This window comes from Pelagibius sp. (genome assembly GCF_028281305.1).
Taxonomy (GTDB): Bacteria; Pseudomonadota; Alphaproteobacteria; order Kiloniellales; family Kiloniellaceae; genus Pelagibius.
Genome location: NZ_JANQKD010000080.1, coordinates 37,087 through 60,963, shown reverse-complemented (window position 1 = coordinate 60,963; position 23,877 = coordinate 37,087). Strand labels below are relative to the sequence as shown.

Annotated in this window: 24 protein-coding genes; 11 read left to right on the top strand and 13 right to left on the bottom strand. The window is 66.5% G+C overall.

The window, feature by feature from the left end; translation table 11 throughout:
* Nucleotides 1-14: 14 nt before the first annotated feature.
* The 3 genes from speD to Q0982_RS15475 all read right to left on the bottom strand — a co-directional run bounded on the left by speD (nucleotide 15) and on the right by Q0982_RS15475 (nucleotide 1,557).
* The gene (gene speD / locus Q0982_RS15485; RefSeq protein ID WP_299397008.1) at nucleotides 15-503 is read right to left on the bottom strand and encodes an adenosylmethionine decarboxylase; all 489 of its coding nucleotides are present in this window, start codon (nucleotides 501-503) and stop codon (nucleotides 15-17) included.
* 156 nt (nucleotides 504-659) lie between these two features.
* Nucleotides 660-1,229: a TlpA disulfide reductase family protein gene (locus tag Q0982_RS15480; protein ID WP_299397006.1), complete on the bottom strand. Its 570-nt coding sequence runs from the start codon at nucleotides 1,227-1,229 to the stop codon at nucleotides 660-662.
* Complete coding sequence (locus tag Q0982_RS15475; RefSeq protein WP_299397004.1) at nucleotides 1,216-1,557, bottom strand: DOPA 4,5-dioxygenase family protein; 342 nt, start codon at nucleotides 1,555-1,557, stop codon at nucleotides 1,216-1,218. The genes Q0982_RS15480 and Q0982_RS15475 overlap by 14 nt, the downstream gene beginning before the upstream one ends.
* 201 nt (nucleotides 1,558-1,758) lie before the next feature.
* Here Q0982_RS15475 and Q0982_RS15470 point away from each other — a divergent pair, with 201 nt between their 5' ends.
* Both Q0982_RS15470 and Q0982_RS15465 read left to right on the top strand, forming a co-directional pair.
* The gene (locus Q0982_RS15470) at nucleotides 1,759-2,193 is read left to right on the top strand and encodes a hypothetical protein (RefSeq protein WP_299397003.1); all 435 of its coding nucleotides are present in this window, start codon (nucleotides 1,759-1,761) and stop codon (nucleotides 2,191-2,193) included.
* Between the two features lie 26 nt (nucleotides 2,194-2,219).
* Nucleotides 2,220-3,137, top strand: a complete 918-nt coding sequence (locus Q0982_RS15465) for a hypothetical protein (RefSeq protein ID WP_299397001.1) — start codon at nucleotides 2,220-2,222, stop codon at nucleotides 3,135-3,137.
* 60 nt (nucleotides 3,138-3,197) lie between these two features.
* Here the strand turns inward: Q0982_RS15465 and Q0982_RS15460 are convergent, their stop codons facing one another.
* Nucleotides 3,198-3,662 carry a nucleoside deaminase gene (locus tag Q0982_RS15460; RefSeq protein WP_299396999.1) on the bottom strand — a complete coding sequence of 155 codons (465 nt, stop codon included), beginning with the start codon at nucleotides 3,660-3,662 and terminating at the stop codon, nucleotides 3,198-3,200.
* A gap of 188 nt (nucleotides 3,663-3,850) precedes the next feature.
* Between Q0982_RS15460 and Q0982_RS15455 the strand changes: the two genes are divergently transcribed.
* From Q0982_RS15455 to Q0982_RS15435, 5 genes are all read left to right on the top strand, one after another.
* Entirely contained in the window at nucleotides 3,851-4,294 is a 444-nt protein-coding gene (locus tag Q0982_RS15455) for a DUF3775 domain-containing protein (RefSeq protein WP_299396998.1), read from the top strand.
* A gap of 192 nt (nucleotides 4,295-4,486) precedes the next feature.
* Entirely contained in the window at nucleotides 4,487-5,590 is a 1,104-nt protein-coding gene (locus Q0982_RS15450; protein WP_299396996.1) for a pseudouridine synthase, read from the top strand.
* Nucleotides 5,565-6,146 carry a 16S rRNA (guanine(966)-N(2))-methyltransferase RsmD gene (gene rsmD / locus Q0982_RS15445; RefSeq protein ID WP_299396994.1) on the top strand — a complete coding sequence of 194 codons (582 nt, stop codon included), beginning with the start codon at nucleotides 5,565-5,567 and terminating at the stop codon, nucleotides 6,144-6,146. The genes Q0982_RS15450 and rsmD overlap by 26 nt, the downstream gene beginning before the upstream one ends.
* A 36-nt stretch (nucleotides 6,147-6,182) precedes the next feature.
* The gene (locus Q0982_RS15440) at nucleotides 6,183-7,190 is read left to right on the top strand and encodes a threonine/serine dehydratase (protein WP_299396993.1); all 1,008 of its coding nucleotides are present in this window, start codon (nucleotides 6,183-6,185) and stop codon (nucleotides 7,188-7,190) included.
* A 788-nt stretch (nucleotides 7,191-7,978) separates the two neighbouring features.
* A complete protein-coding gene (locus Q0982_RS15435; RefSeq protein ID WP_299396991.1) occupies nucleotides 7,979-8,764 on the top strand; it encodes a hypothetical protein in 786 nt (261 codons plus the stop codon).
* A 19-nt stretch (nucleotides 8,765-8,783) separates the two neighbouring features.
* Here the strand turns inward: Q0982_RS15435 and mutL are convergent, their stop codons facing one another.
* Nucleotides 8,784-10,643, bottom strand: coding sequence for a DNA mismatch repair endonuclease MutL (gene mutL / locus Q0982_RS15430; RefSeq protein ID WP_299396990.1), 1,860 nt, complete (start codon nucleotides 10,641-10,643; stop codon nucleotides 8,784-8,786).
* 310 nt (nucleotides 10,644-10,953) lie between these two features.
* Nucleotides 10,954-11,283 carry a hypothetical protein gene (locus Q0982_RS15425; RefSeq protein ID WP_299396988.1) on the bottom strand — a complete coding sequence of 110 codons (330 nt, stop codon included), beginning with the start codon at nucleotides 11,281-11,283 and terminating at the stop codon, nucleotides 10,954-10,956.
* A 328-nt stretch (nucleotides 11,284-11,611) separates the two neighbouring features.
* On the opposite strand from Q0982_RS15425, the gene Q0982_RS15420 reads away from it, so the two are divergent.
* Nucleotides 11,612-12,028 (top strand): Hsp20/alpha crystallin family protein, encoded by a 417-nt coding sequence (locus tag Q0982_RS15420; protein WP_299396987.1) that lies wholly within the window; start codon nucleotides 11,612-11,614, stop codon nucleotides 12,026-12,028.
* A gap of 50 nt (nucleotides 12,029-12,078) precedes the next feature.
* Here Q0982_RS15420 and Q0982_RS15415 read toward each other — a convergent pair whose 3' ends face one another.
* Nucleotides 12,079-12,891 carry a helix-turn-helix domain-containing protein gene (locus Q0982_RS15415; protein ID WP_299396985.1) on the bottom strand — a complete coding sequence of 271 codons (813 nt, stop codon included), beginning with the start codon at nucleotides 12,889-12,891 and terminating at the stop codon, nucleotides 12,079-12,081.
* A gap of 152 nt (nucleotides 12,892-13,043) precedes the next feature.
* On the opposite strand from Q0982_RS15415, the gene Q0982_RS15410 reads away from it, so the two are divergent.
* The 3 genes from Q0982_RS15410 to Q0982_RS15400 are packed head-to-tail and all read left to right on the top strand — an operon-like array spanning nucleotide 13,044 to nucleotide 16,197.
* Complete coding sequence (locus tag Q0982_RS15410; protein ID WP_299396983.1) at nucleotides 13,044-13,457, top strand: cytochrome c family protein; 414 nt, start codon at nucleotides 13,044-13,046, stop codon at nucleotides 13,455-13,457.
* A gap of 24 nt (nucleotides 13,458-13,481) precedes the next feature.
* On the top strand, nucleotides 13,482-13,970 hold the full coding sequence (locus tag Q0982_RS15405; protein WP_299396982.1) for a (2Fe-2S)-binding protein: 489 nt from the start codon (nucleotides 13,482-13,484) through the stop codon (nucleotides 13,968-13,970).
* Nucleotide 13,971: 1 nt separating this feature from the next.
* Nucleotides 13,972-16,197 carry a xanthine dehydrogenase family protein molybdopterin-binding subunit gene (locus Q0982_RS15400; protein WP_299396980.1) on the top strand — a complete coding sequence of 742 codons (2,226 nt, stop codon included), beginning with the start codon at nucleotides 13,972-13,974 and terminating at the stop codon, nucleotides 16,195-16,197.
* Here Q0982_RS15400 and Q0982_RS15395 read toward each other — a convergent pair.
* The 6 genes from Q0982_RS15395 to ileS form a co-directional block, all read right to left on the bottom strand.
* Complete coding sequence (locus Q0982_RS15395; protein WP_299396978.1) at nucleotides 16,194-16,700, bottom strand: GNAT family N-acetyltransferase; 507 nt, start codon at nucleotides 16,698-16,700, stop codon at nucleotides 16,194-16,196. The two genes, Q0982_RS15400 and Q0982_RS15395, sit on opposite strands and share 4 nt — an antisense overlap.
* A gap of 131 nt (nucleotides 16,701-16,831) precedes the next feature.
* Nucleotides 16,832-18,148: a pitrilysin family protein gene (locus Q0982_RS15390; protein WP_299396977.1), complete on the bottom strand. Its 1,317-nt coding sequence runs from the start codon at nucleotides 18,146-18,148 to the stop codon at nucleotides 16,832-16,834.
* Nucleotides 18,149-18,285: 137 nt separating this feature from the next.
* The gene (locus Q0982_RS15385; RefSeq protein ID WP_299396975.1) at nucleotides 18,286-19,647 is read right to left on the bottom strand and encodes a pitrilysin family protein; all 1,362 of its coding nucleotides are present in this window, start codon (nucleotides 19,645-19,647) and stop codon (nucleotides 18,286-18,288) included.
* A gap of 247 nt (nucleotides 19,648-19,894) precedes the next feature.
* On the bottom strand, nucleotides 19,895-20,461 hold the full coding sequence (locus Q0982_RS15380; protein ID WP_299396974.1) for a DUF3035 domain-containing protein: 567 nt from the start codon (nucleotides 20,459-20,461) through the stop codon (nucleotides 19,895-19,897).
* A gap of 40 nt (nucleotides 20,462-20,501) precedes the next feature.
* On the bottom strand, nucleotides 20,502-20,969 hold the full coding sequence (lspA, locus tag Q0982_RS15375; RefSeq protein ID WP_299396972.1) for a signal peptidase II: 468 nt from the start codon (nucleotides 20,967-20,969) through the stop codon (nucleotides 20,502-20,504).
* 24 nt (nucleotides 20,970-20,993) lie between these two features.
* On the bottom strand, nucleotides 20,994-23,855 hold the full coding sequence (gene ileS / locus Q0982_RS15370; protein WP_299396970.1) for an isoleucine--tRNA ligase: 2,862 nt from the start codon (nucleotides 23,853-23,855) through the stop codon (nucleotides 20,994-20,996).
* Between the last annotated feature and the right edge of the window lie 22 nt (nucleotides 23,856-23,877).

Below are 23,877 nucleotides of genomic sequence, written 5' to 3'. Positions count from 1 at the left end.
GGCCTGCCGGCGGCTCATACGCCGCGGCCCCGGCGATGCTCCTCGACGGCGATGCGCGCCGGCTTGAAGCGCTCGCGCAGCACCTCCACCGCCTTGTGCGGCTTGGCGTCGCCGCACATGAAGATGTCCAGCGCCGCATAGCCGGATTCCGGCCAGGAGTGGATCGAGATGTGCGATTCCGCCAGCACCGCCACGCCGGAGATCCCGTCGTTCGGCGTAAAGTGATGCAGGTGGATGTGCAGCAGCGTCGCCTCGGAGGCGGTCACGCAATCACGCAGTGTTTCCTCGACGAAGGCGAGATCGTCGGTGCCCTCGCCGTCCCAGAGATCGACGATCAAATGGGTGCCGGCATAGCGCTCGCCATCGCGCTCGATGAAAAAGTCTTTACGCGCCTCCGCCGTATCGTCGGCCGGGAGTGCGGTTTCTTGTTCTTCCGTTTTGGAGGCGCTTGGGTTTTCGTCCAAGTCGATCCCCAGTTGGAAGAGGGCCTGTGCCTTAGACATCTGTCCTCCAACGCAACCAGTAGATTGACCCAGTAAAAACTGAGGGGCGGGTTTTCCTGTTTTTCGCCTGACAATGCAAGGGAAATTTTCGTTTGCGGGCGAAGTGGTTAACGCGGACGCAGCATGCCGGAGCCTCTGGTCCGGCGGCGCGGCGCGTCAACTCTCGGCAGGCGCCGAGCCCAGGGCAGCGGCCACGGCGGCACGCAATTCCTCGTAGGAGGCATGGGTCTTGGTGGCGCCCTGCTCGTGGATGAAGTGCATCACCGGGCGGCCGTCGGGGGCGAAGACGAAAACCGTGGGGATGCGGGTCACGTCCTGGAACAGGCCGGCGACCTGCTCGCCCTCGGCGACCACGTGGAAGGGCGGGTCTTTCTTGGCCAGAAAGCCATCTCGCCGGACGGTGCCGGTGAAGCGCCCGAACTCCTCGAAGATGTTTACGGCGACGATGGCCACCGCGTCGCCGTAGGTCTCCTGAAGCCGGGCCAGGTTGTCGAACTCCGGATGGCAGGGCGGGCACCAGCTTGCCCAGAAGGCCACCACCACGGCCTTGCCGGCCAGTGCCTCGGAGGTCACCGCGGCGCCGCGCAGACTGGGCAGTGCGGCCAGCGCGTCAACACGTTGACCGTCCAATTGGACGGGCTCGGCGCGCGCCGGACCGGTATCCAGATACAGGGCCGCCAGCAGCAGGACGGCCAGGAATGGGGCGAAGGCTCTAGCGCAGCGCATCGAGGTTCAGCTCCAGACAGTCGCCGAGCCAGAGGGCGCGGTCGCGGTGGTCGGGCAGGTCGTCGCCGGTTTCCGGGTGGATGAAGATGACGAGGTCGCCGCGGTTCAGCGCCAGCCAGGGCACGATCTCGGCAAAGAGCGGCGGCTCGAAGGCGACCTGGTAGCTCCAGCGCGGGTGCGGACCCACGGGCCGGTCGTGCCAGCGCCCCATGCGGATATCGAAGCGCGCCTCGATAGCCTCGCGCAGCGCCGCCGCCGCCGGCTTGCTGTCGGCGTCATAATAGACATGGGCGTGATAGCCCCGGATGGCGTCGATTTCCTGCGGCATTGGGCGGCGTCCCCTCCTGTCCAGACCCCAATATGGGCCCGCGGGCCGCCCCCGTCACCACCCGCCCACGGCCTTGTGAAGGACGCGGGCACCCGGACAGGGCCTCTTTCGAAAGACGCAGATCGAGCAGGTTTCTGCTACCCTCGCGCACAATTCGGCGCCACAATTGCAAGGAAAGCGACGTCTTTCGGTGAGGGTGCGATGACGAAGTGGCGCAAGCTGGTAACGGTCGTGATTGTCTGCGGTCTGTGGTCGGCGATCACCATGGGATACCTTGCCGCGGCGAGCGCGAGCGGCGAACTGCCTGTCCGCGCCGTCAAGATCACAATGGCCCATGAGGAACACGGGCAATTCGTGGATCAGATTTCAGAGCTTGCCGCCGAGAACACCTTCGAAGTGCGCGTGGGACAACCTTTGCTCGATCCAACAGACATCCGCATCTGGATGTGGCGCCGGGATCTGAAGATGCTCGCCGTACCCATCAACGATCCGAACACCCTCGATCTGCGGTATGACATCGGGATCTACGCCAGTGGCGACCAACCCCTGCCCATGGACCTTGTCGATCGCTTCGTCGAAGACCTGCAGGACAGGCTCCGCCACCTGGACCGTGTGACCTTCACCATCTTCAAATGAACATCCGAGCGACAGGGCTTTCTGCGATGAAATACCTTGCTCTCTCGCTGATTCTTGCGCTCCTTGCCGTTCCGCCAATGGCCAAGGCTGAAGATCCGAAAGGAGCAGAAGGTTCACTGGTAGACTGGCGACTGCTCGCGCGCTCGCAGATTGTTGTTGGCGGTGTGCCCACTGCCATCGCCCCAGGAGATGCCGCCACAAAAGGCATCGAATCCGAATACCGTGCCTGGAAGCTTGAAAAGCCAATCTACATCAAAGGCACACAAGGGGCGCGGCCACTGACCATCCTCTTGCCCAAAAGCGGACCGGAACCCAAGGAACAGAGGAGCTATTTCTTCTTTTTGACGGAGTTCCCGGGGAACCCCGAATTGGGTTACGTTCCGACGGAAGGCGCCATCGGATCAAGTGTACGTCAATTCAGCTACGACCTTCTCTCTGCCATCCTTAGCGCCAGATACAACAACACCTATGCCCAATTCTGGTGGCGAGGAAACGTCGCTCCCATCGCGAGGTATGGTCCGGAAGACGACGACTTTACGACGAAGTTGGAGAACATGCTGACCGCGATATCGGCCGCGCCGGCCAGTCCGGAAAGACAAAAGGCGCTCGTGCGACAATTGAATGCCGACTTCCGCGACGTGGGTTTCATTGTTGTCACTTACTTGATTGCTCGCATGGAAAACTGGCAGCCCTTCCCTGCAGAAACGTTGACGATCGAAGTCACGGATAGCGACGGGATGACTCGCGACGTCACGGTGAAACCGGAGCTGATGGTGGACGCAATCGACGCGCTTCTCCCGCAGATTGGGGACACCAAATCATTGCTGAAGGTTGAGAGCCGTTTCCTGAGCGACAGTCCTTCCGATGATGCGCGAGAGAACGCTATCAGAGCCTGGAGGATCCATGATGGCAGATTCAGTCTGCGCGTGACCCTATTTGATTGACTGCGGCAGCAAAGTCAGGAGGCGGCGACCCCAGGCAAGTAGCTTCGTCCCAATTCGAGACTACCGCCTCACCTTGAAGAAGTCCTGCAGCAGGGCGCCGCAGGCCTGTTCCTGGACGCCGCCGATGACCTCCGGGCTATGGTGGCAGGTGGGCTGCTCGAAGATGCGCGGGCCATGGTCGACGCCGCCGCCCTTGGGGTCGTAGGCGCCGAAGACGAGGCGCCTGATGCGGGCGAAGGAAATCGCCGTGGCGCACATGGGGCAGGGCTCCAGCGTCACGTAGAGCTCCGCCTCGGCCAGGCGCGGCGCGCCTGTTAGCGCCGCCGCGGCGCGGATCGCCAGCATCTCCGCGTGGGCGGTGGGGTCGCTGTCGGCGATGACCCGATTGTGGGCCCGGGCCAGGATCGTGCCGTCCCTGCCGTCCACCAGGACGGCGCCCACGGGCACCTCCCCGGCCGCTGCCGCGGCCCGTGCCTCGGCCAGCGCCTCGGCCATATAGTCGGGTCTGCTCCCGGATTTCCGCATCGCGCCCCTGCTGTGATCCGCCGGGCTCCCTGCCCCGGCTCCTGCGGGCGGAGCCTGCCCTGCCCCTTGCGGTAGGTCAATGCGGCAGCCCTCCACCGACCGGAGACTGGCAGCCAGGGCCGCCCGAATCCTATGCGAAGGACGGGCCCGTGAGGACAGGTGGGGACCAGAGGGAAAGGAGCGTTGCCATGGCAAAGACAGGACAAATGGTTTCACAGCAGGACGCCATCGAGCTGGATATCGATCCCGGAACGGTCTGTTTCCTGATCGCCAAGGGGCGCGCCTTCGACGCCAAGGTGGCCCCGGCCGAGCGCGACGAGATCTCGCAGCCGGGCGAGGACGACATGCACGACGTGCTGGAGGACCACGGCGACGACCCGGTGGCCGACGAGATCCGCCATGTCATCGACGACCTGAACGACGAGCAGCAAGCGGAACTGGTGGCCTTGATCTGGGTCGGCCGCGGCGATTTCGAGCGCAGCGAATGGGAAAGCGCCATCGCCGCCGCCAACGAACGCCACACCGGCCCCTCCTCCGACTACATCATGGGCATGCCGCTGTTCGGCGACCTGCTGGAAGAGGGCTTCACCGCTCTCGGCCACTCTTGCGAGGACGTGGGAAACCCGGTCTAGCAGCCTCCCTTAGTACCCACCCCCCGCTGGGCTTGTGAGCCCTCTGTCCGCGGCCTAGAGTGCCGCCATGGCACAGACCTTCGCAGAGACGCCGCTGGTCGGAAGAGCTCCGGATCCGGAGACGGCGGGCGCGTGGTCGAACTCCTCCGGGTGCTGCCTGCACCGCAGCGCCGCCGCGTAAGAGGCGGAGCGATGGCGGAGATCCAAAAAGGCGAGCGCATCGCCAAGGTGATTGCCCGTGCCGGGCTCTGCTCGCGCCGCGATGCCGAGGCCTGGATCGCCGCCGGGCGGGTCTCCCTCGACGGCCGCGTGCTCGACAGCCCGGCGGCCGTGGTGACCGCCGAGAGCCGCATCGAAGTGGACGGCACGCCCCTGCCGGAGGCAGAGCCTGCGCGCCTCTGGCGCTACCATAAGCCGCGCGGCGAGCTGACCACGGCGCGCGACCCCCAGGGGCGCACCACGGTCTTCGACCGCCTGCCGCCGGAGCTGCCGCGCCTGCAGGCCGTCGGGCGGCTGGACATCAATTCCGAAGGCCTCTTGCTGATGACCAACGACGGCGCCCTGAAGCGCCAGTTGGAACTGCCGGCCAACGGCTGGCTGCGCCGCTATCGGGTTCGCGTGCACGGCCGGGTCAGCACCGCGCGCTTGGCGGCCCTGGCCAAGGGCGTCACCGTGGAAGGCGTGAACTACGGGCCGGTGGAGGCGAGCCTGGACCAGCAGACCGGCGCCAACGCCTGGCTGACCGTGGGCCTGCGCGAGGGCAAGAACCGCGAGGTGCGTAAGATCTGCGCCCACCTGGGCCTCGCCGTGAACCGCCTGATCCGCGTTTCCTACGGCCCCTTCACTCTCGGCAAGCTGCCGAACCGCGGCCTGGAAGAGGTGCCGGCGCAGCGCCTGCGCCAAGCGCTCGGCCTGGAGAAGAAGGAAAAGCAGAAACGCGGCAAGGGCTTCGCCAAGGCCAAGCCGAAGCCCAACCGCCCGGGATCGCGCCGCGGATTCAAGAAACCGGAGCATGGCGAAAGCGGCGACAGCGGGCCGCAGAGAAAAGGCGCCGCCGCCAAGAAGACGGGCACAAAGAAGACGGCTGCAAAGAAACCGGGAGCGAAGAAGGCGGTTTCGAAAGCGGGCGCAGGACGGCGCGGACCCAAAGCCGCCAAGTCCAAGTCGACTCAGCTGAAGTCGAAATCCTCAAAGCCCAAGTTTACCAAATCCAAGTCGGCCAAATCGAAATCGGCCAAGTCCAGGTCCGTAAAGGCCAGATCCAAGAGCCATGCGAATCGTCGCCGGCCGTCATAGGGGCCGCAGCCTCAAGACCCCCGCCGACCTTGCCGTGCGGCCGACCGCCGACCGCACCCGCGAGGCGCTGTTCAACATTCTGACCAGCGGTAAGCTGAGTGAAGAAGGTGGCCAGCGCCTGCCCGGGGCGCGGGTTCTGGACGCCTTCGCCGGCACCGGCGCCCTGGGGCTGGAAGCGCTTTCGCGCGGTGCCGCGCAGGTCACTTTCATGGAGAACTACGCCCCGGCCATCGAGATCTGCCGCGCGAACATCAAGGCACTGGGAGAAGAAGAGCGCGCGGACCTGCTGGCCTGCGACGTGCTGCACCCGGTCCGCCCGCCCGCGCCCTGCGACCTGGTCTTTCTCGATCCGCCCTACAATCAGGGGCTTGCCGAAAAGGCCCTTGTCGCCCTCGACAAGGCCGGCTGGATCGCCGGGGAGGCGCTGGTCTCCGTCGAGTTGATGAAGACCGAGGACTTCGCCCTTCCGCAGGGCTTCACCGAATTGGACAACCGCACCTACGGCAAGGCCCGCCTGGTGTTCCTGAAGTCCGACCCCGCACCGCCGCACGACTGACGCATTGAAAAGAACGCAGGAAGGACGGCAAGACGCATGGCGACCCTGGACCCCGCAACCATCGCACCCCCGGATCTGGGAGAGATCGAGGCCGCGGCGGAGCGGCTGAAGGGCCGCATCGTCGAAACGCCGGTGACGCCGCTGACCGCCGGGGTGCTGACGCCCTTCCTGCCCGCCGGCGCGGAGGTGCTGGGCAAGCTGGAGCTTTTCCAGCAGGCCGGGTCCTTCAAGGCGCGCGGCGCGCTCCTCAACCTTCTCGACTTCAGCGAAGACGAACGCGCCCACGGCGCGACGGCGGTCAGCGCCGGCAACCACGCGCTTGCGGTCTCCTGGGCCGCGGCTCAAAGGACCGTGCCCGCCAAGGTGGTGATGATGAAGTCCGCGGACCCGGTCCGGGTCGCGGGCTGCAAGGCGCTGGGCGCCGAGGTGGTGCTGGCGGACGACATCCACGGCGCCTTCGCCGAGGTCGACCGCATCGTCGAAACCGAGGGGCGGCGCTTCGTCCATCCATTCGAGAATCCGCTGACGGTCCTCGGCACCGCCACCTGCGGGCGCGAGTGCGCGCTGCAGATGCCCGACCTCGACGCCATGGTGATCCCCGTCGGCGGCGGCGGCCTGATCGCCGGCATGGCCCGCGCGATCAAGCTGCTGCAGCCCAAGTGCCGGGTCATCGGCGTGGAGCCGACCGGCGCCGACAGCCTGAGCCGCAGCTTCGCCGCCGGCAGCCCGCAGAGCCTGGAGCGGGTCGACACCATCGCTGACAGCCTGGGCGCGCCCAAGGCTCTGCCCTATTCGTTTTCTGTTGCCCGCGACCACGTGGACGAGATGGTGCTGATCGAGGACGCGGAGATGCTGCGCGCCATGGCGCTGATCTACGACGCCATGAAGCTGGCGCTGGAGCCGGCCGGCGCTGCCGCCACCGCCGCCGTCATGGGGCCCCTGCGCGATGCTTTGGCGGGCAAGCGGGTCGGCGTCATCTTCTGCGGCAGCACCATCGGCGAAGCGCGCTTCGCCGAACTCGTCGCCAAGGGGCGGGCGCTCTAGGCCCCCCTCACCCTCCCACGGACGCCACTCTGCATCCGTCCGCATCAGGCACGCACCGACACCAGCCTCACGCACTCCCCGTCATGCTCGGGCTTGACCCGAGCATCCATGGAACCGGCGATCCCGGGTCCCTCCGCCAAGGGTTCCAGCGGGCGGCTCGATGGACCCTCGGGTCAAGCCCGAGGGTGACAACCAAAGAGAAAGAGTCAGCTCCCCGGAGTTGTTCCGCAGTCCCTCTCCCCTGGTGGGAGAGGGTTGCCCAGGCTTGGTGAGCGCAGCGAGCCTAGCCGGAGCTGGGTGAGGGGGACATGCGTGCGATGCAGTTGCGGTTCATCGCAGTCTCAATCTTCCGGACAACGGCTCCCGGGAATCGGATAGCCGTTGCGGTCGATCAAGCATCCATCCGAACACACAACAACATACGGTCCCTGCTTCGCCGGAACAGGACTGGCAGGATCGCCCTTGTAGAACCGGACGCTGTTGCCGCTGTTCTGCGGGTCTTCCCAGCACCACCCATCGCCGCCGCGCAACGCGCGACCGCGCCAGGTTTCCGGTATCTGCGCAGGTCGGGACCTGCCGGTCCAAGGGTCGTCCATGCCGTTCAAAACCGTCCTTGCCAGCTCACCGCCGGCCGAAGAGCTTTTCGCCAGCGGCGAAATCCCAGATTGAACGTGAGCGTCGATCTGTCGCCCATATCGTCCCTCGGTTTTGCTAGCATCCAGCGAGAGCAAACCAAGTTTCGCATTTAGTTTAAACCAAGATAACTGTCGCCAAGTGGGACAAGAACCATGATCTACGTCCTTCGGGTCGCCATCGTACTCCTCAGCGCATTGGCTGCAACAAGCTACTCGCTTGGGCTCGCGAGTGATCGCCTTAACGAGCATCCCGATCCACTTATCGTCCTGATCGAACGAGATCCCTCGCTAATGGTCATCGGATCCGATTCTCCTACCTTCGCGCTCTACGCCGATGGCATGGTCATCTTCCGCGATGAGTCTTACGCATACTTCTCCGTCCACCTTGATGAGCAACAGAAGAATACGCTGCTCGCAGAGATCACTCCCAGATCGATCACGGGCCTCAGGGAATACTATCAGACGGTGTATGCGTTCGGCGTACCTACAAACGAGCTATATGTCTGGGTTGACGGCAGGCGAACGCGTGTCGACGTCTATGGCGTCCTCCGGTCAGACACAAATAACCCACGCTCCGATGAGTGGGCACCGTATCTGGACAGACCGCCGGCAGCCTATCTCCGGGCCTTCGATGCGATTGTAAGCTTCGCACCAGAAGCCTCCCCCTGGTTGCCGGAGCGAGTTGAGGTGATGATTTGGCCCTTCGAGTACTCGCGCGAAGAGCCTCTTGCCTGGCCGGCTGATTGGCCACCCTTCGAAAGTGCTGAGCGCGCAATTGGATCAGAGTTGCACCGGCTGTACTTGCCAGCCTCCGAGTTCCAAAGGCTCCAACGGCTCATCAAAGAGATGAGCCCCAGTCAGGCCGTCGAACTCGGCGGCAGGAAGTGGTCAATCGCATACCGCTTTCCATTCCCCAATGAGAGTACCTGGATGCGTTAAGGGGAAAAGCGCCGATAAGTCACCGCCGGCCGAAGAGCTTTTCGATGTCGGCCAGCTTCAGTTCCACGTAGGTGGGCCGGCCGTGGTTGCACTGGCCGGAATGGGGGGTCTCTTCCATCTGGCGCAGCAGGGCGTTCATCTCCTCGACGTTGAGAATGCGCCCGGCGCGCACCGAACCATGGCAGGCCAGGGTGCCGCAGACGTGTTCCAGGCGGTCGCGCAGCGCCAGCGCCTCGCCCAGCTCCGCCAATTCGTCGGCGAGGTCGCGCACGAGACCGGGCACGTCGACGGTGCCGAGCAGCGCCGGCACCTCGCGCACGACCACGGCGCCAGGGCCGAAGGCTTCCAGCACCAGACCGAGTTCCGCCAACTCCTCGGCGCGGGCGACCACACGCGCTGCCGCGGTCTCTTCCAGTTCCACCACCTCCGGCAGCAGCAGCATCTGCCGGGCCACGCCGGTCTCGCCGAGCTGTTCCTTCATGCGCTCGTAGACGAGGCGCTCGTGGGCGGCGTGCTGGTCGACGATGACGATGCCATCGCCGGTCTGCGCCACGACATAGGTGCCGTGCACCTGGGCGCGGGCGGCCCCGAGGGGAAAGCCGTCCCCCGACGGCTCCGTTTCTGCATCGCTGTGGAGGTCCGGCGCTGCCGCAACGGGCGCCTGCGGCAGACCCGGCAGAGTGCCAACCGACGGCGCCGCAGAGTTCAGAGGTGCCTGGTAGTGCGCCGTCGCTTCAGCCAGCCCCCTGGGCAGACGAGTCCCCTGCGGCTGTCCCCAGGACACGCCCCCAGTCGCCCCGCTGCCCATTCCACTGCCGATCCCACTGCCGGGACGCAGCGCGCCGAGCGCAAGGTCGGAGACCGAGGTGGATGCCCGATGGCCCGCCTCGGCGAGGGCGTGTTTGGCGGCGGAGACGATGAGGCCGCGCACCAGACCCGGATCTCGGAAGCGCACCTCGGCCTTCGTCGGGTGCACGTTCACGTCAACCTGCTCCGGCGGCAGGGTGACGAACAGCGCCACCAGCGGATGGCGGTCGCGGGCGAGGAAATCCTGGTAGGCGCCGCGCACGGCGCCGTAGAGCAGCTTGTCGCGCACCGGACGGCCGTTGACGAAGAGGTACTGCTGCTGGGCATTGCCGCGGTTCAAGGTCGGCAGGCCGATGTAGCCGGTCAGGCCGATCCCCTCCCGCTCGGCGGAGATCGGCAGGGCGTTGTCGGCGAAGTCTCGGCCCATGACGGCGGCCAGGCGCTTCAGGCGGGCATCGAACAGCGCCCCTTCCGCCGGCGCCAGAGAGATCAGCTTGCGCTCCCCGTCGCTGAGCGTGAAGCCCACCTCCGGATGGGCCATGGCGAGGCGGTTCAGCGTGTCCTGCGCGTGGGAAACTTCGGTACGCGCGGTCTTCAGGAACTTGAGGCGCGCCGGGGTGGCGAAGAAGAGGTCGCGCACTTCCACCCGCGTGCCCTTGGGGTGGGCCGCCGGCTGCGGTTCCCCCACGCGCCCACCTTCGACGGAGAGGGCCCAGGCCTCTTCGGCCTCGGGCGGGCGGCTGGTGACGCTGAGACGCGCCACCGCACCGATGGAGGGCAGCGCCTCGCCGCGGAACCCGAGGGAAGCGATGTGCACGAGGTCGTCGTCCGGCAGCTTGGAGGTGGCATGGCGCTCCACCGCCAGCAGCATCTCCTCCGGCGTCATGCCGCAGCCGTCGTCGGTGACGGCGATCAGCGCCCGCCCACCGTCGCGCAGCACCACGTCGATGTGGCGCGCGCCGGCATCGAGGGCGTTTTCCACCAGTTCCTTGACGGCCGCCGCCGGCCGCTCCACCACCTCGCCGGCGGCGATCTGGTTCACCAGGGTTTCGGGCAGACGGCGGATGGGCATAGGACGCAGGTCTTTCGGGCAATCATGGATTTGTGACGCCTGAAACCATACCAGACCCGGCCGAGTCGCGGGAAGGCGGAGCGCTCCGGGCGGATCCGCCAGGCCTCACGCGCGGCGGGCGTTTCGGCCGCTGCCGAAGCCTGCAGAAACGGGGCGTCCGAACAGCGCTGGACCACGGCCATTCCCGCCCGCGGAAGGTTCCGCGGGCGGGTCACGGCCATGCTTGTCCCCACGCTTGTACACGATTGCGGGAGATCACCCTTGCAGGGAAATCGAGCCCGCCAAGGACAAACGCCGGTTCCGGATGTTGCTAGTTCCGGGTGCCGTTCTGGGTGCCGTTCTGCCAGCTGCCGCGCTGGTACTTCTTCAGAACGGAGGGGTCGGGCAGCGGCGACTGCTCGACATGGCGCTTCAGGTAGGTGGGGTTGACCCGGTCTTCGCGGCCCATTTTGCAGTTCGAGCCACCTTCCATCATGCAGGATCCGTACTTCTGCACGGACTCGACCGTGGTATCGCTGGGGTAGAGCCAATCGCAGACCGCGTGAACGACCCCCCAACAGCCCGTGCCCGCGTATGCCGGGGTTGTGAAGCCGACGCCGAGAGCCAGGGCGGCAGCCAAGGCAAAGGATGCTCTGTTCATGGTGCTTTTCCTTCTGTGCACAAATCAAAGAAAGCGGCACCGCGGCGGTCTGCAGCGCCCACGTTGCTTTAGTGGGTTGCGCAGGCGGGAAGGTTCAATTCCATCCCGATCAGGATCGAACGCGGCCGGGGGGATACCCCTCATGAATGCGTGGGATACCCCTCATGGATAAGGTGCCCGCAGCAGCCGGCTCCGGCCCGGGCGTTCACGAAAGCCGTCGCGCAATCCCGGCTTCAGGCCGTGCGGAGATTGACGCGGATCAAGGCAGGGGATCCCCGCCCGCGATCAGACTGGCACCAACGATCCCCACCCCTGATGCGAGGTTACGATGGTCGAGCAATCCCACACCGCCGGCTGGTGGCCGCGGCTCTACGAACCCTTCCAGGCCATGGGGCAGAAAGTGGCCGACTGGGTCGCCCCGCGCTCCGACGCCTCGACCCTGGAGAACGCATACGAGATCAACGTCGAACTGCCCGGCGTCAATCCCGACGACGTCGACGTTTCGATCCACAACAACAACCTGATCGTCCGCGGCGAGAAGCGCCATACGCGCCAGGAGAAAGGCCGCACGTTCTTCTTCTCCGAGCGGGAGTACGGCCTGTTCCAGCGCTCTTTCCGGCTGCCGCCGGATGCCGATGCCGACAGCATCGACGCCAGCTTCAGCGACGGCGTGCTCTGCCTGAAGATCGCCAAGCAGTCTCCCTCCAAACCGGCCGGCAAAAAGATCGAGGTCCGCCGCGGCTAGCGGGAGCCAGTCCGACCTTCGGGCGCACCATCAGACACCGCGCCGCGCCGTCAGCGCGGCGGGACGAGGTGCTCGAAATAGGCGCTGGGCGGCACGCCGAGGGCTCTTTTGAACATGGTGGTGAAACTGCTGGGGGTGCGGTAGCCAAGATCGAGGGCCACCGTGGTGATCGCCTCGCCCGCCGCGAGGCGTTCCAGAGCCACCACCAGGCGGAGCTGCTGGCGCCAGGCCCCGAAAGACATGCCGGTGTCCAGGAGGAAGCGGCGCGCCAGCGTCCGCTCGCTGAGATGCACGGCCTCCGCCCAGCGGTCGAGCGGGCGGTTGTCGGCGGGGTTGGCGCGCAGGGCATGCATGACCTTGCGCACCTGGGCATCCTCACCCTCCGGCAGGCGCAATGGCGTCGCGGGCAGCGCGACCAACTGGTCCAGCAGAACCGTCATCAGGCGGTGTTCGCGGCCGTCGGGCGCATAGTCCCAAGGCAGGCGCGCGGCGGCATCGATCAACTCGCGGGTCAGCGGGTCGATCTGCATCACGGTGGTCTGGCCGGGAAGCCCGTGGCAGTGGTCCGGGGCGACGAAGAGGCCGCGAAAGGCAACTTCGCGCGGATAGTCGACGGCATGCGGCGTTTCAGGGGGCAGCCAGACGGCCCGGTGCGGCGGCACCACAAAGAGCGCATCGCGGGTCCGCACCGAGGCACAGCCGCGCAACGCGTAGACCAGTTGGCCGCGGCGATGGCTGTGCCAGGCAAGGCTGCGCGGGCCCGGGTCGTCCCAGTGCTCACCGACGATCGGCGCAGTGGCAAGGTCCGCCGGATGGTCCGCCAGGTCATAGTCTGAACCGTCGCGGTCTGAACCGTCGTGCATGGCTGTAAATCCAAAGACATTGACCGGTTCTCGAAAGCCAGATGGGGACCCCGCCCCCAGATTCAAGCGGAACGGCGCGGTCAAGCGCGATGACACCGCCGGCAGCGATCCGCCGGCAGATCTCAGGAGCGATCAAAGTGGGAGCGAACGGGATGACTGGGATTAAACAGAGCAAACGGATAACCGCCGGGGCTTCCGCTCTGGCGGTCTGGCTGGGGGCGGCCGCAGTCTCAGCACCGGCGGGCGCCCAGACAACAGCCGGCGACGCTGCCGCCGGCGAGCTCGTCTTTCGCCAGTGCGCGGCCTGCCACACGGTCGAACCCGACCGGCACAGGGCCGGTCCATCGCTCTATGGCGTCTTCGGCCAGCAGGCCGGAGCGGTGGAGGGCTTTCGCTATTCGCGGGCCATGCGGGAGGCCGACGTCGTCTGGGATGAAGAGACCCTGACCGCCTATCTGGCCGATCCGAACGGCTTCCTTCCCGGCACCTCCATGCGCATTGCCTTGCGCAACGCCGAGGACGCCCCCGATCTCATCGCCTACCTGCGGACTCTGGGCGCCGAGTAGCGGCCCACAAACCGGGAGACCACCATGATCGACCTCACCGTCAATGCGCGCCCCGTCCAGATCGACGCGTCGGAAGACACGGCGCTGCTGTGGGTCCTGCGCGAACACCTGGGCCTCACGGGCACCAAGTTCGGCTGCGGTGCCGGCATGTGCGGCGCCTGCACGGTCCATGTCGACGGCATTCCCACCTTTGCCTGCCTGACGGCCGTTGGCGACGTTGCCGGCGCCGCTGTGACAACGATCGAGGGCCTGGGCGCAGGTCAGGGCGCAGGTCAGGGCGAGGAACCGGAGGGAGAGGCGGATCATCCCCTGAAGCGGGCCTGGGTGGCCGAACAGGTGCCGCAGTGCGGCTATTGCCAGTCCGGCCAGATCATGCGGGCGGCGGCTCTGCTGGAGGAGAACCCCGATCCCAGCCGGCAGGAGATCCTCGAGTCCATGAGCACCAACCTCTGCCGCTGCGGCACCTACAACCGGATCGTCAAGGCGGTGCAGCGCGCCGCGCGGGAGGCCTGAGATGCGGCGCAATAACAACACAGAGACGGTCTCTGCAACGCCTGCACTGTCACGGCGCGGCTTTCTTGCCGGTACCGCCGCCCTCACCTTCGCGATCGGCAGCGGCGGGCTCGTCGCCGTCGCCCGGGCAACCGCCGCGGCAGCGGACAAGACGCTGAAGCCCAACGCCTGGCTCACCATCGCCGGCGACGAGACCGTCACCATCGTCTTCCCGTCCACGGAGATGGGTCAGGGCAGTTCGACCGCACTGCCGCTGATCCTCGCCGAGGAACTGGACGCGGACTGGGACCGGGTCGTGATCGACCAGCTCGACCGCGACGACCGCAACTTCGGCAACCCGATCTTCGGCGGCGTGCTCTACACCGCCGGCAGCACCGGGGTCTATGGATACTTCGATACCCTGCGCAAGGCGGGCGCCCAGGCACGGCGCCTGCTGATGCAGATCGCAGCGGATGCCTGGTCGGTGCCGCTGGACAGCGTCGCCACCGAACCGGGCGCCGTCATCCACAGCGCAAGCGGACGAAGGTTGAGCTACGGCGAGATCGCTGCCCTCAATGCGCCTCTGCCCGCCGTCGCCGAGATCGGCGAGGAGGATCTGAAGCCGCGCTCGGCCTATCGCCTGATCGGCCAGGACCTGCCGCGCCGCGACGTGCCGGCCAAGAGCAACGGAAGCGAGCGCTACGCCATCGACGTATGGGTGCCGGGCATGGCCTACGCCGCCGTGCTGCGCAGCCCGGTGGAAGGCGAGACCGCCGTTGAAGTCGACGATGCCGCCGCCCTGGCGGTATCAGGCGTCCTGCAGACGGTGCGCCTGCCCGACGGCATCGCCGTTGTTGCCGAACGCCTGGAGGCGGCGCTGGCCGCCAAGGCCCTGCTGGAGGTGACCTGGAGCGAAACCGCCGCGGCGCGCAGCTACGACAGCGCGGCCGACCTCTCCGGCTATGCGGCAGCCGCAGCGGACAGCGCCCGCGAAGGCGTCACCTGGGCCGCCAAGGGCGACGCGCCGGCGGCCATCGCCGGAGCCGCCCGAGTCGTCGAGGCCGACTATCGCTCCGACTATGCCTACCACGCCCAGATGGAACCGATGGCGGCAGTGGCCGCGGTCGATCCGGACGGCAGAGGCGCGGAGGTCTGGGTCGGAACCCAGACCCAGAGCTGGACAATGCGCACCATCACCGAAGTTCTGGACACGACCGCCGACCGCATTCGCCTGCATATGATGACCATGGGCGGCAGCTTCGGCCGGCGCACCGCCTTGACCCAGGAGTATCTGCGCGACGCGCTGCTGACCTCAAAGGCAGTGGGCAGGCCGGTCAAGGTGGTCTGGACCCGCGAGGATGACGTGAAGTTCGGATGGTTCCGCCCGGCGACCGCCCAGCGCCTGCGCGCCGGACTGACGGCGGAGGGGCGGCTGAGCGGCTGGCACCACCGTGTGGCGACACCCTCGGTCATCGCCTACTTCAATCCGCTGCGCTGGGATCAGGTCGAACCGAAGGACATCATTTCGATGCGCGGTTCGGAGAACAAATTCTACGGCATTGCCGATCTCCACGCCGAGCACGTGGTCACCGAAAGGCATGCGCGCCTGGCGCCCTGGCGCGCCATCGGCGCCAGTTACACCAGCTTCGCCGCCGAAGCCTTCATGGACGAACTGGCCGAGGCTGCCGGGAGCGATCCTCTGGACTTCCGCCTCGGCCTGCTGGACGACAATCCGCGCGGGCGCGAACTGTTGCAGCGCGTTGCCGGAATGGCCGGCTGGGGCCGCGCCCCAGGGGAGACCGCATTGGGTCTCGCCTTTGCCGGCTACGGCGACTCCATGGCCGCCGGCATCGCCGAGGTGTCGCTCGACCGCGACAGCGGGCGGCTTGCGGTGACGCGCTTTTGGGCGGCGGTGGACGCCGGGCTGATCGTGGCGCCGGACAACGCCCTGGCCCAGATCGAAGGCGGCATCGTCTTCGGGCTCAGCAGTGCGCTGAAGGAACGCATCACCGTTGAGGGTGGCGAGGTCGTGCAAAGCAACTACTACGACTACGAGATTCTGCGTGCCGACGAGGTGCCGGAGATCGATATCCAGCTCCAGGTGAGCGACGGGCCGCCGACCGGGATTGGCGAGGTCGGCACGCCCATGGTCGCCGCCGCCGTGGCCAACGCCTTCCACGCGCTGACCGGGCGGCGCCTGCGCCACCTGCCCTTCACGCCGGAACGGGTGCTGGAGGCGCTGGCTTAGCGTCCGGCGGTCTGGGCACAGTCAGTCAGGGCATCGCCGTCCAAGCGGTAAAAGACCTTATGCCGCAGTTGCTGGGCGCCCAGGCGGTCATAGAATGCCAGAGCTCCCGCATTGGCGTTGTCGGTCGTCCAGTCGAGCCGCTCGCACCCGCGGTCGACGGCGATCTGCGCCGTTGCTCTGAGAAGCAGTTCGCCGATTCCCCGGGAGCGAGCATCGGCAACGACGAAGATGTCCTTCATGAACAGCTCGGAGCCCACGCCATTGGCCGGCAGCAACATGGAGAAGGTGGCAAAGCCAAGCGGCACCTGCCGCTGAAGGGCAATCAGGATCTCGCATCCCGGCCAGGCTTCGACGATCGCGGCAACCTGATCACCTGCCTCGCCGGGAACACAAGCTCTCTGAGGGAAGTAGTGCTGCACCATGGCGGTGAAGAGGATGTCCAGAGCCTCGCGATCCTCATGCGGGCTCGCCAGACGAATCTCTACGTCGCTTCCCGTGTTCATATCCTAGGCGTTCCTTCCGATGTTTGCAGGATCGGCGGGAACGAAAGGGTAGCAGCAAAGACGACGCTACGCCCACCATCCGACTCATCGAACGGCGGGGCGCAGAGGCGCGGACGAACTCTTCTTTGAGCTCAACTGCCGCCGGTCGGCGCCTCGCGGGTTGCCTCGACGCCGGCAGGGGCGCCGACGACCACGACCGTCAGGTCGTCCGGGCGATAGACGCGCTTGGCCACCCGGCGGGCATCCTCCAGCGTCACCGCCTCAATGAAGCTGTTGCGCTGGTCGAGGTAGTCGATGCCCAGGTCCTCAAGCTGCATGCCGACCAGCATGCCGGCAATGCGCCCGGAGCTTGAGAAGCGCAAGGGGAAGGATCCGGTCAGGAAACGCTTTGCCGCATCGAGTTCCGCCTCGGTCGGCCCCGCGTCTGCCATGCGTGTCCATTCCTGACGGATCAGGTCCAGCGACTCGCCGACCCGCTCGTTCTGGGTCGCCACGCCGCCGGCGACCAGGGCGCCATGGTCGAGGGGGCTGAGATAGGAATAGACCGAGTAGGCCAGCCCGCGCTTCTCCCGCACCTCCTCCACGAGGCGCGAGGAAAAGCCGCCGCCGCCCAAGATATAGTTCACCACATAGGCCGCGTAGTAGTCAGGGTCGTCGCGCTTGATCCCGCCCTGGCCCAGCGACACCACCGACTGGGGGATGTTCTTCTCGATCACCACCAGATCGCCCGCATTGCCGATGGCCGCTTCCGGAATGGAGAAGGGCTCGGCCGCCGCAGGCAGCGGCAGGAAGGTGGAGTCGAGCAACGTCTCCAGTTCACTGGCGGTGATGTCGCCGACGACGCCTACAATCAGTTGGTCGCGGGCGAAGCGGTCGCGCACAAAGCCGCGCAGGTCTTCGACGGTGATCGACTGGATCGCGTCCTCCGTGCCCCTTGTCGGCCGGGCATAGGGATGGTCCGGGAACATCAGCTGCCTGAGCGTACGGCTGGCGATCATGTCCGGGTCTTCTGCTTCGCGGGACAGCCGCGCCAGGATCTGGCTGCGGATCCGGTCCACCGGCTCGGCGTCGAAGCGCGGCGCGGTGATCGCCAGGCGCAGTAGTTCGAACGCGCGATCACGGTTCTCAGTGAGCGTGGTCAGCGATCCGGTGAAATTGTCCAGGCCGGCTTGGAACCGCAGGCCGATGGAAAGATCGTCCAGCGTCCCCTGAAAGGCCTGGGAATCGAGCGGCCCTGCCCCTTCGTCGACCAGCCCCGAAACCATATAGGCCAGACCCGGCTTGCCTTCGGGGTCCAGCGACGCGCCGCCGCGGAACACCAGCTCCAGGGCGATGATCGGATTGCTGTGATCTTCGACCAGCCAGGCCTCGATTCCGCCCGGGCTGACAACCCTCTGCACCTCTACGGCACGGGCTTGAGCGGCAACAAGGAGCGTTGCCAGAGCCACCAGGCCAGCCACGGCTAAGGCAAACCAGGAGGGGCCGGCGGACGCTGCGACAAGAACCCGTGCCGCAGGCCGGTCCTGTGAGGGGTGCCGCCTGGCGGCCAGAAACGTCTGATGTCGGTGCATGGGCTTCGGCCTCGTCAGGTGGTCGGCTTCGGCAGGAGATAGCCGGTGACCGATTGCTCTTCGCGGAAAACACTCTCTAGCAGGCCGTTCACGTCCTCGGCGGTCACGGCGTCGATGCGCTCCGGCCAGGCCTCGATGTCTTCAAGGCTGCTACCGGTGGTGAGCGCCGTGCCGATGACGCGCGGCGCAGTGCTGAGGTTGTCACGTGCGTAGACGGCGCCGGCGACCAGACGCTTCTTCGCGGCCATGACCTCTTCCTCGCTGACGCCGCTCTCAAGCAGCGTGGCGATCGCTGCACGCAGCCCCTGCTCCACCGCATCGATGTCTCCGCCCGGCCGCGGGGAGCCATAAAACGTGAAGGTGGCATAGTCGTAGTTCATCGGGTTGTAGCCCGACCCGGCGGAGGCGGCGATGCCCTGCTCGACGACAAGGCTGCTGTAGAGCCGGCTGGTGGCGCCGCCGCCGAGGATCTCCGACAGCACCTGCAGGGCGTAGGCTTGCGGTCCCCCGGCCTGACGGTAACTGGGCGCCAGATAGCTGATCGAGAGGCTCGGTTGACGCACGCGCGGGCTGCGCAGCGTCACCTCGCGCGCACCGTTCTGGGGCGGTTCCGCCACCCGTTCGCGCGGCGGAAAGTCGCCGGCCGCAATCGGACCGTAATAGGTCTCCGCCAAGCGCCGCACTTCCTGCGGATCAACATCGCCGGCGACGATCAGAATGGCGTTGTTGGGCGCATACCAGCGCTTATAGAAGCGCAGCGCCGCTTCGGTGTTCAGCTGCTCGATCTCATGATCCCAGCCGATGATGGGAATGCGGTAGGGGTGGTTGAGGAACTGGGTCGCACGAATCATCTCGCCCAGCTGCCCGCGCGGCTCGTTGTCGATGCGGCTGCGCCGCTCCTCGCGCACCACATCGCGCTCCGGCGCCACCACGTCGTCGGTCAGCACCAGGTTGGCCATGCGATCGGCCTCGTGGCGCATCATGATCTCCAGGCGGTCGGCCGCGACGGTCTGGAAATAGCCGGTGTAGTCCCAGGACGTGAAGGCGTTCTCGCGACCGCCGTTGGCGGCGATGATGTCGGAAAACTCCCCGGGCGCCAGAGACTCGGTGCCTTTGAACATCAGGTGCTCGACAAAGTGGGCCAGGCCCGATTCGCCGGCCTGTTCGTCAGCCGCGCCGACGCGGTACCAGACCGAGTGGTGCACGATCGGTGCCCGCTGGTTCACCACCACGACCACCTGAAGGCCGTTGTCGAGCGTGAAGCTGACCGGATCGAAAACCTTGGCCTGAACCGCGGGAGCAGGCCCGCCGACCTGGACGGCAACAGCCAGAACGCCGATGACCAGCAGCCGATAAGCGTTTTTCAGGACCTTCATGAGCGCATGCCCCTCATCTGATGGCGAGCCTGGAACGGACCGTCATGAGCTTCTATATGGCGCGCAAGCAGAGGCCCGCAAGCAGCGGCACCGCCTGCGGACATGAACTTTCGGTCACAAAACCGTTCAGAAACCCCCTTCGGAGGCCACCCATCCGCTGACCGGCCCTTGGAGCCGGCCTCCTGATGACCGCCTGTGCCCGCCGTAAGCCAACAGTCTGGGAAGCAGGGCTTAAAAAAAGCCTTCCCTAAAAGATGCCCTCCAGGGGCGCCCGGCGGCGGCGCTCGATCTGCGGGGTCGGGCCGGTCGTCGGCGGCTGGCCGAGGGCTGCGTTTTCCTGCAGGCGGCGCAGCTCAGCCTGGGGATCGACGATGGTTCCGGCCGGCACCTGGTCGTTCCAGAAGACCAGCAGATCGACGAATCGCTCAGACTCTGCGTTGATCTGATTGGTTTCGCGATCAACGAGAAGGCGAATATTAGGCTCGGCGTTTTGCGCCCCTGCGGCACTCAGCAGCGACTGCTCGCCGGGGGAGCGGTTGGGGTTGATCGCGGTCTGGGTCACCACGGTCGGCTGACCGGCGGAATTGCGGAAGACCGCCCGCTCGGCCTGCTGCGCCGGCGTGCCTTCCTGCGGCCGCGGCGCGCCCGGCTCCGGCGGACGCAGCGAAAAGTCCGGCGGCACGGTCAACGGCGCCCGGGACACCACGCGGAATTCGTCAGGAGACTGCTTGGTCAGGCCCAGCTGCTCGCGGAACCCGCCACAGGCGGCCAAGCCCAGCATAAGACTGCCGACAACAAGTAAACGGAAAGTCATCGCTCGATCCATCGTTGACTACCTCCCTAACCCCGGCCCCCTATTTACTCTTCCTGCCCATTTCGAACAAGCCATCAACAACAATCAACGCTGCACCGCACACAATTGCACTGTCCGCAACATTGAACGCGGGCCAGTGCAACTCGGCCAAGTGGAAGTCCAGAAAGTCGACCACGCCGGGCTGGTGCATGCGGTCGATGACGTTGCCAATCGCGCCGCCGACGACGAGGCCGATCCCATAGGGCAGCAGGCCGACCGGCTGGCGCTTGACCCAGACCAGCAGGGCAGCCACCACCGCGAGGGCCAGGCCGGACAGCAGATAGGGGCCCCAGGGGGAGTCGTTCTGCAGCAGCCCGAAGCTGACGCCGGTGTTGTAGGTCAGGACCAGGTTAAAGAAGCCGGTCACCTCAACGACGCTGCCGGGGCCGGGCATGGTGGCGAGGATCGCCGCCTTGGTGATCTGGTCCAGTACCAGAATGACCGCCGCGAGGCCGAGGGTCCGCTGCATGGGCGCCGTGAATCCTGCGGTCCGCTACTGCGCCGCGGCGCCGAGGTATTGCACGGCGTCGGCGCAGCGCCGGCAGGTGCCGGGCGCTTCGGGGATGCTGCCCACCTCCGGCAGCACCTTCCAGCAGCGCTCGCACTTCTTGCCCTCGGCCAAACGCACTGCCACCGCAACCCCGGCAACCTCGTCCAGGCGAAAGGCGTCGGCGGGGCCTTCGCCCTCGGTGAGCGTAATCGCCGAGGTGATGGCGATATCAGCCATGTCGACCCCGGCCACGGCGGCCAGCAGGTCCGGCCGGGTGACGAAGACCTCCGGATGCGCTTGCAGGCTGGAGCCGAGGCGTTTGTCGGCGCGTTCCAGTTCCAAGGCGCCGGTGATCACCCGGCGCAGGTCGCGCACCTTGGACCACTTGGCCGCCAGATCCTCGTCGAGCCACTCGCCAGGCACCTCCGGGAAGGTGCGCAGATGAACGCTGGCCTCAGGCCCCTTGCCGCGGGTCCACCAGGCTTCCTCGGCGGTGAAACACAGGATCGGCGCCAGCCAGGCGGTGAGGCAGGAGAACACCTCGTCCAGCACCGTGCGGCAGGCCCGCCGCCTCAGCGAGTCCGGCCGGTCGCAGTAGAGCACGTCCTTGCGGACATCGAAGTAGAAGGCCGAAAGGTCGACGGCGCAGAAGGTGTAGACCGCCTGGTAGAGCGCGTGGAAGTGAAAGCCCTCCACATTCCGTCGGACCTGGCGGTCCAGCTCCGCCAGGCGATGCAGCACCCAGCGCTCGAGCTCCGGCATCTCCGCGGCATCCAGGCGCTCGCTCTCCTCGAAACCGTCGAGGTTGCCGAGTAGAAAGCGCAGGGTGTTGCGCAGACGGCGATAGGCGTCGCCCTGGTACTTCAGGATTTCCGGGCCGAAGCGCAGATCCTCCTCGTAGTTCGAGGCGACCACCCAGAGGCGCAGGATGTCGGCGCCCTGGTTGTCCACCACGTCCTGCGGGGAAAGAGCATTGCCCTTCGACTTCGACATCTTCTCCTTGCCCTGCTCCTCCAGGATGAAGCCATGGGTCAGCACGGCGTCATAGGGCGCGCGCCCGCGCGTGCCGGCGGATTCCAGCAGCGAGGTGTGGAACCAGCCGCGGTGCTGGTCGGAGCCTTCGAGATAGAGGTCGGCCGGCCACTTCAGTTCGGGTCGCGCCTCCAGGACAAAACTGTGGGTGGAGCCGGAGTCGAACCAAACCTCCACCACGTCGGTGATCTGCTCGTAGTCTTCGGCCTTGTACTCGTTGCCGAGGAAGCGCTGCGGATCGCTGGAGAACCAGGCGTCGCCCCCCTCTTCTTCGAAAGCGGAGGCGACCCGTTCGATCACCGCCGGGTCGCGCAGCGGCTCGCCGGTCTTCTTGTCGACGAAGATCGGCAGCGGTACGCCCCAGAGGCGCTGGCGCGAGATGCACCAGTCCGGGCGCTGTTCGATCATGGAGCGCAGGCGGTTGCGGCCGGTCACCGGCACGAAGCGGGTCTCGTCGATCGCCTTCAGCGCCTTTTCCCGCAGCTCGTTGGTCTCCATGGAGATGAACCACTGCGGGGTATTGCGGAAGATCAGCGGCGCCTTGGAGCGCCAGGAATGGGGGTAGCTGTGCTTCAGCCTGCCCCGGTGCAGCAGCCGGCCCGCTTCGGCCAGGGCCGCGATGACGCGCCCGTTGGCGTCGCCAGGCTTGCCGTTCTCGTCATAGACCACGGCGCCGCCGACCAGAGGCACGTGGTCGTAGAAGACGCCGGTGCCATCGACGGTCTGGGGGATCTCGATGCCGTGCTGCAGGCCGAGCGCCCAGTCGTCGGCGCCGTGCCCGGGCGCGATGTGGACGAAGCCCGTGCCCTGCTCTGTGGTGACGAACTCCCCGGCCAGCACCGGAACGTCGAAGTCGTAGCCGCCGGCCGCAGGCGCGAAACCGCGCCAGGGGTGAGCGCAGAGCGCGCCGGTCAGGTCTGCGGGCGAGAGATCGCCCAGATGCTTCCAGGACTCGATCTTCGCATCGGCCTTGACGGTTTCCGCCAGATCCTTGGCCAGCACCAGCTTCTCGCCGAGCTGGGCATGACTGTCCTCGCCCAGGGCTTCGACCTGCCATACGCCGTAGGCGATCTCCTCGCCGAAAGCGACGGCGCGGTTGCCGGGGATGGTCCAGGGCGTGGTGGTCCAGATCAGGACGCTGGCACCCTCCAGCAGCGGCGTCTCGCTCCGCACCACCGGGAAGCGCACCCAGATCGTCTGCGAGACGTGGTCGTGGTACTCGACCTCAGCATCGGCCAGGGCCGTGCGTTCCACCACCGACCAGAGCACCGGGCGCGAGCCCTTGTAGATGCCGCCGTTCTGCAGGAACTTGCCGATCTCCCGGACGATCTGCGCCTCGGCATCGAAGGACATGGTCAGATAGGGCCGCTCGAAGTCGCCCAGAACGCCGAGGCGCTTGAACTCCTCGGTCTGCACCTTCACCCACTTGTCGGCGAAGTCGCGGCACTCGCGTCGGAACTCCAGCGCCGGGACGCTGTCCTTGTCCTTCCCGGCGGCGCGGTACTGCTCTTCGATCTTCCACTCGATGGGCAGGCCGTGGCAGTCCCAGCCGGGCACGTAGTGCGCGTCCTTGCCCAGCATCTGATGGGCCCGGTTGATGACATCCTTCAGGATCTTGTTGAGCGCGTGGCCGATATGGAGATGGCCGTTGGCATAGGGAGGACCGTCGTGGAGGATGAACTTCTCCCGCCCCTCGGACTGCTTGCGCTGTTGCTCGAAGAGGTCCATCTCCTGCCAACGCGCCAGGGTCTCCGGCTCTTTCTTGGCCAGGCCCGCGCGCATGGGAAAGTCGGTCTTCGGCAAAAAGACTGTCGGTCGGTAATCAACGCTCATCGCGTGCTTCTTCTTCGTCGGT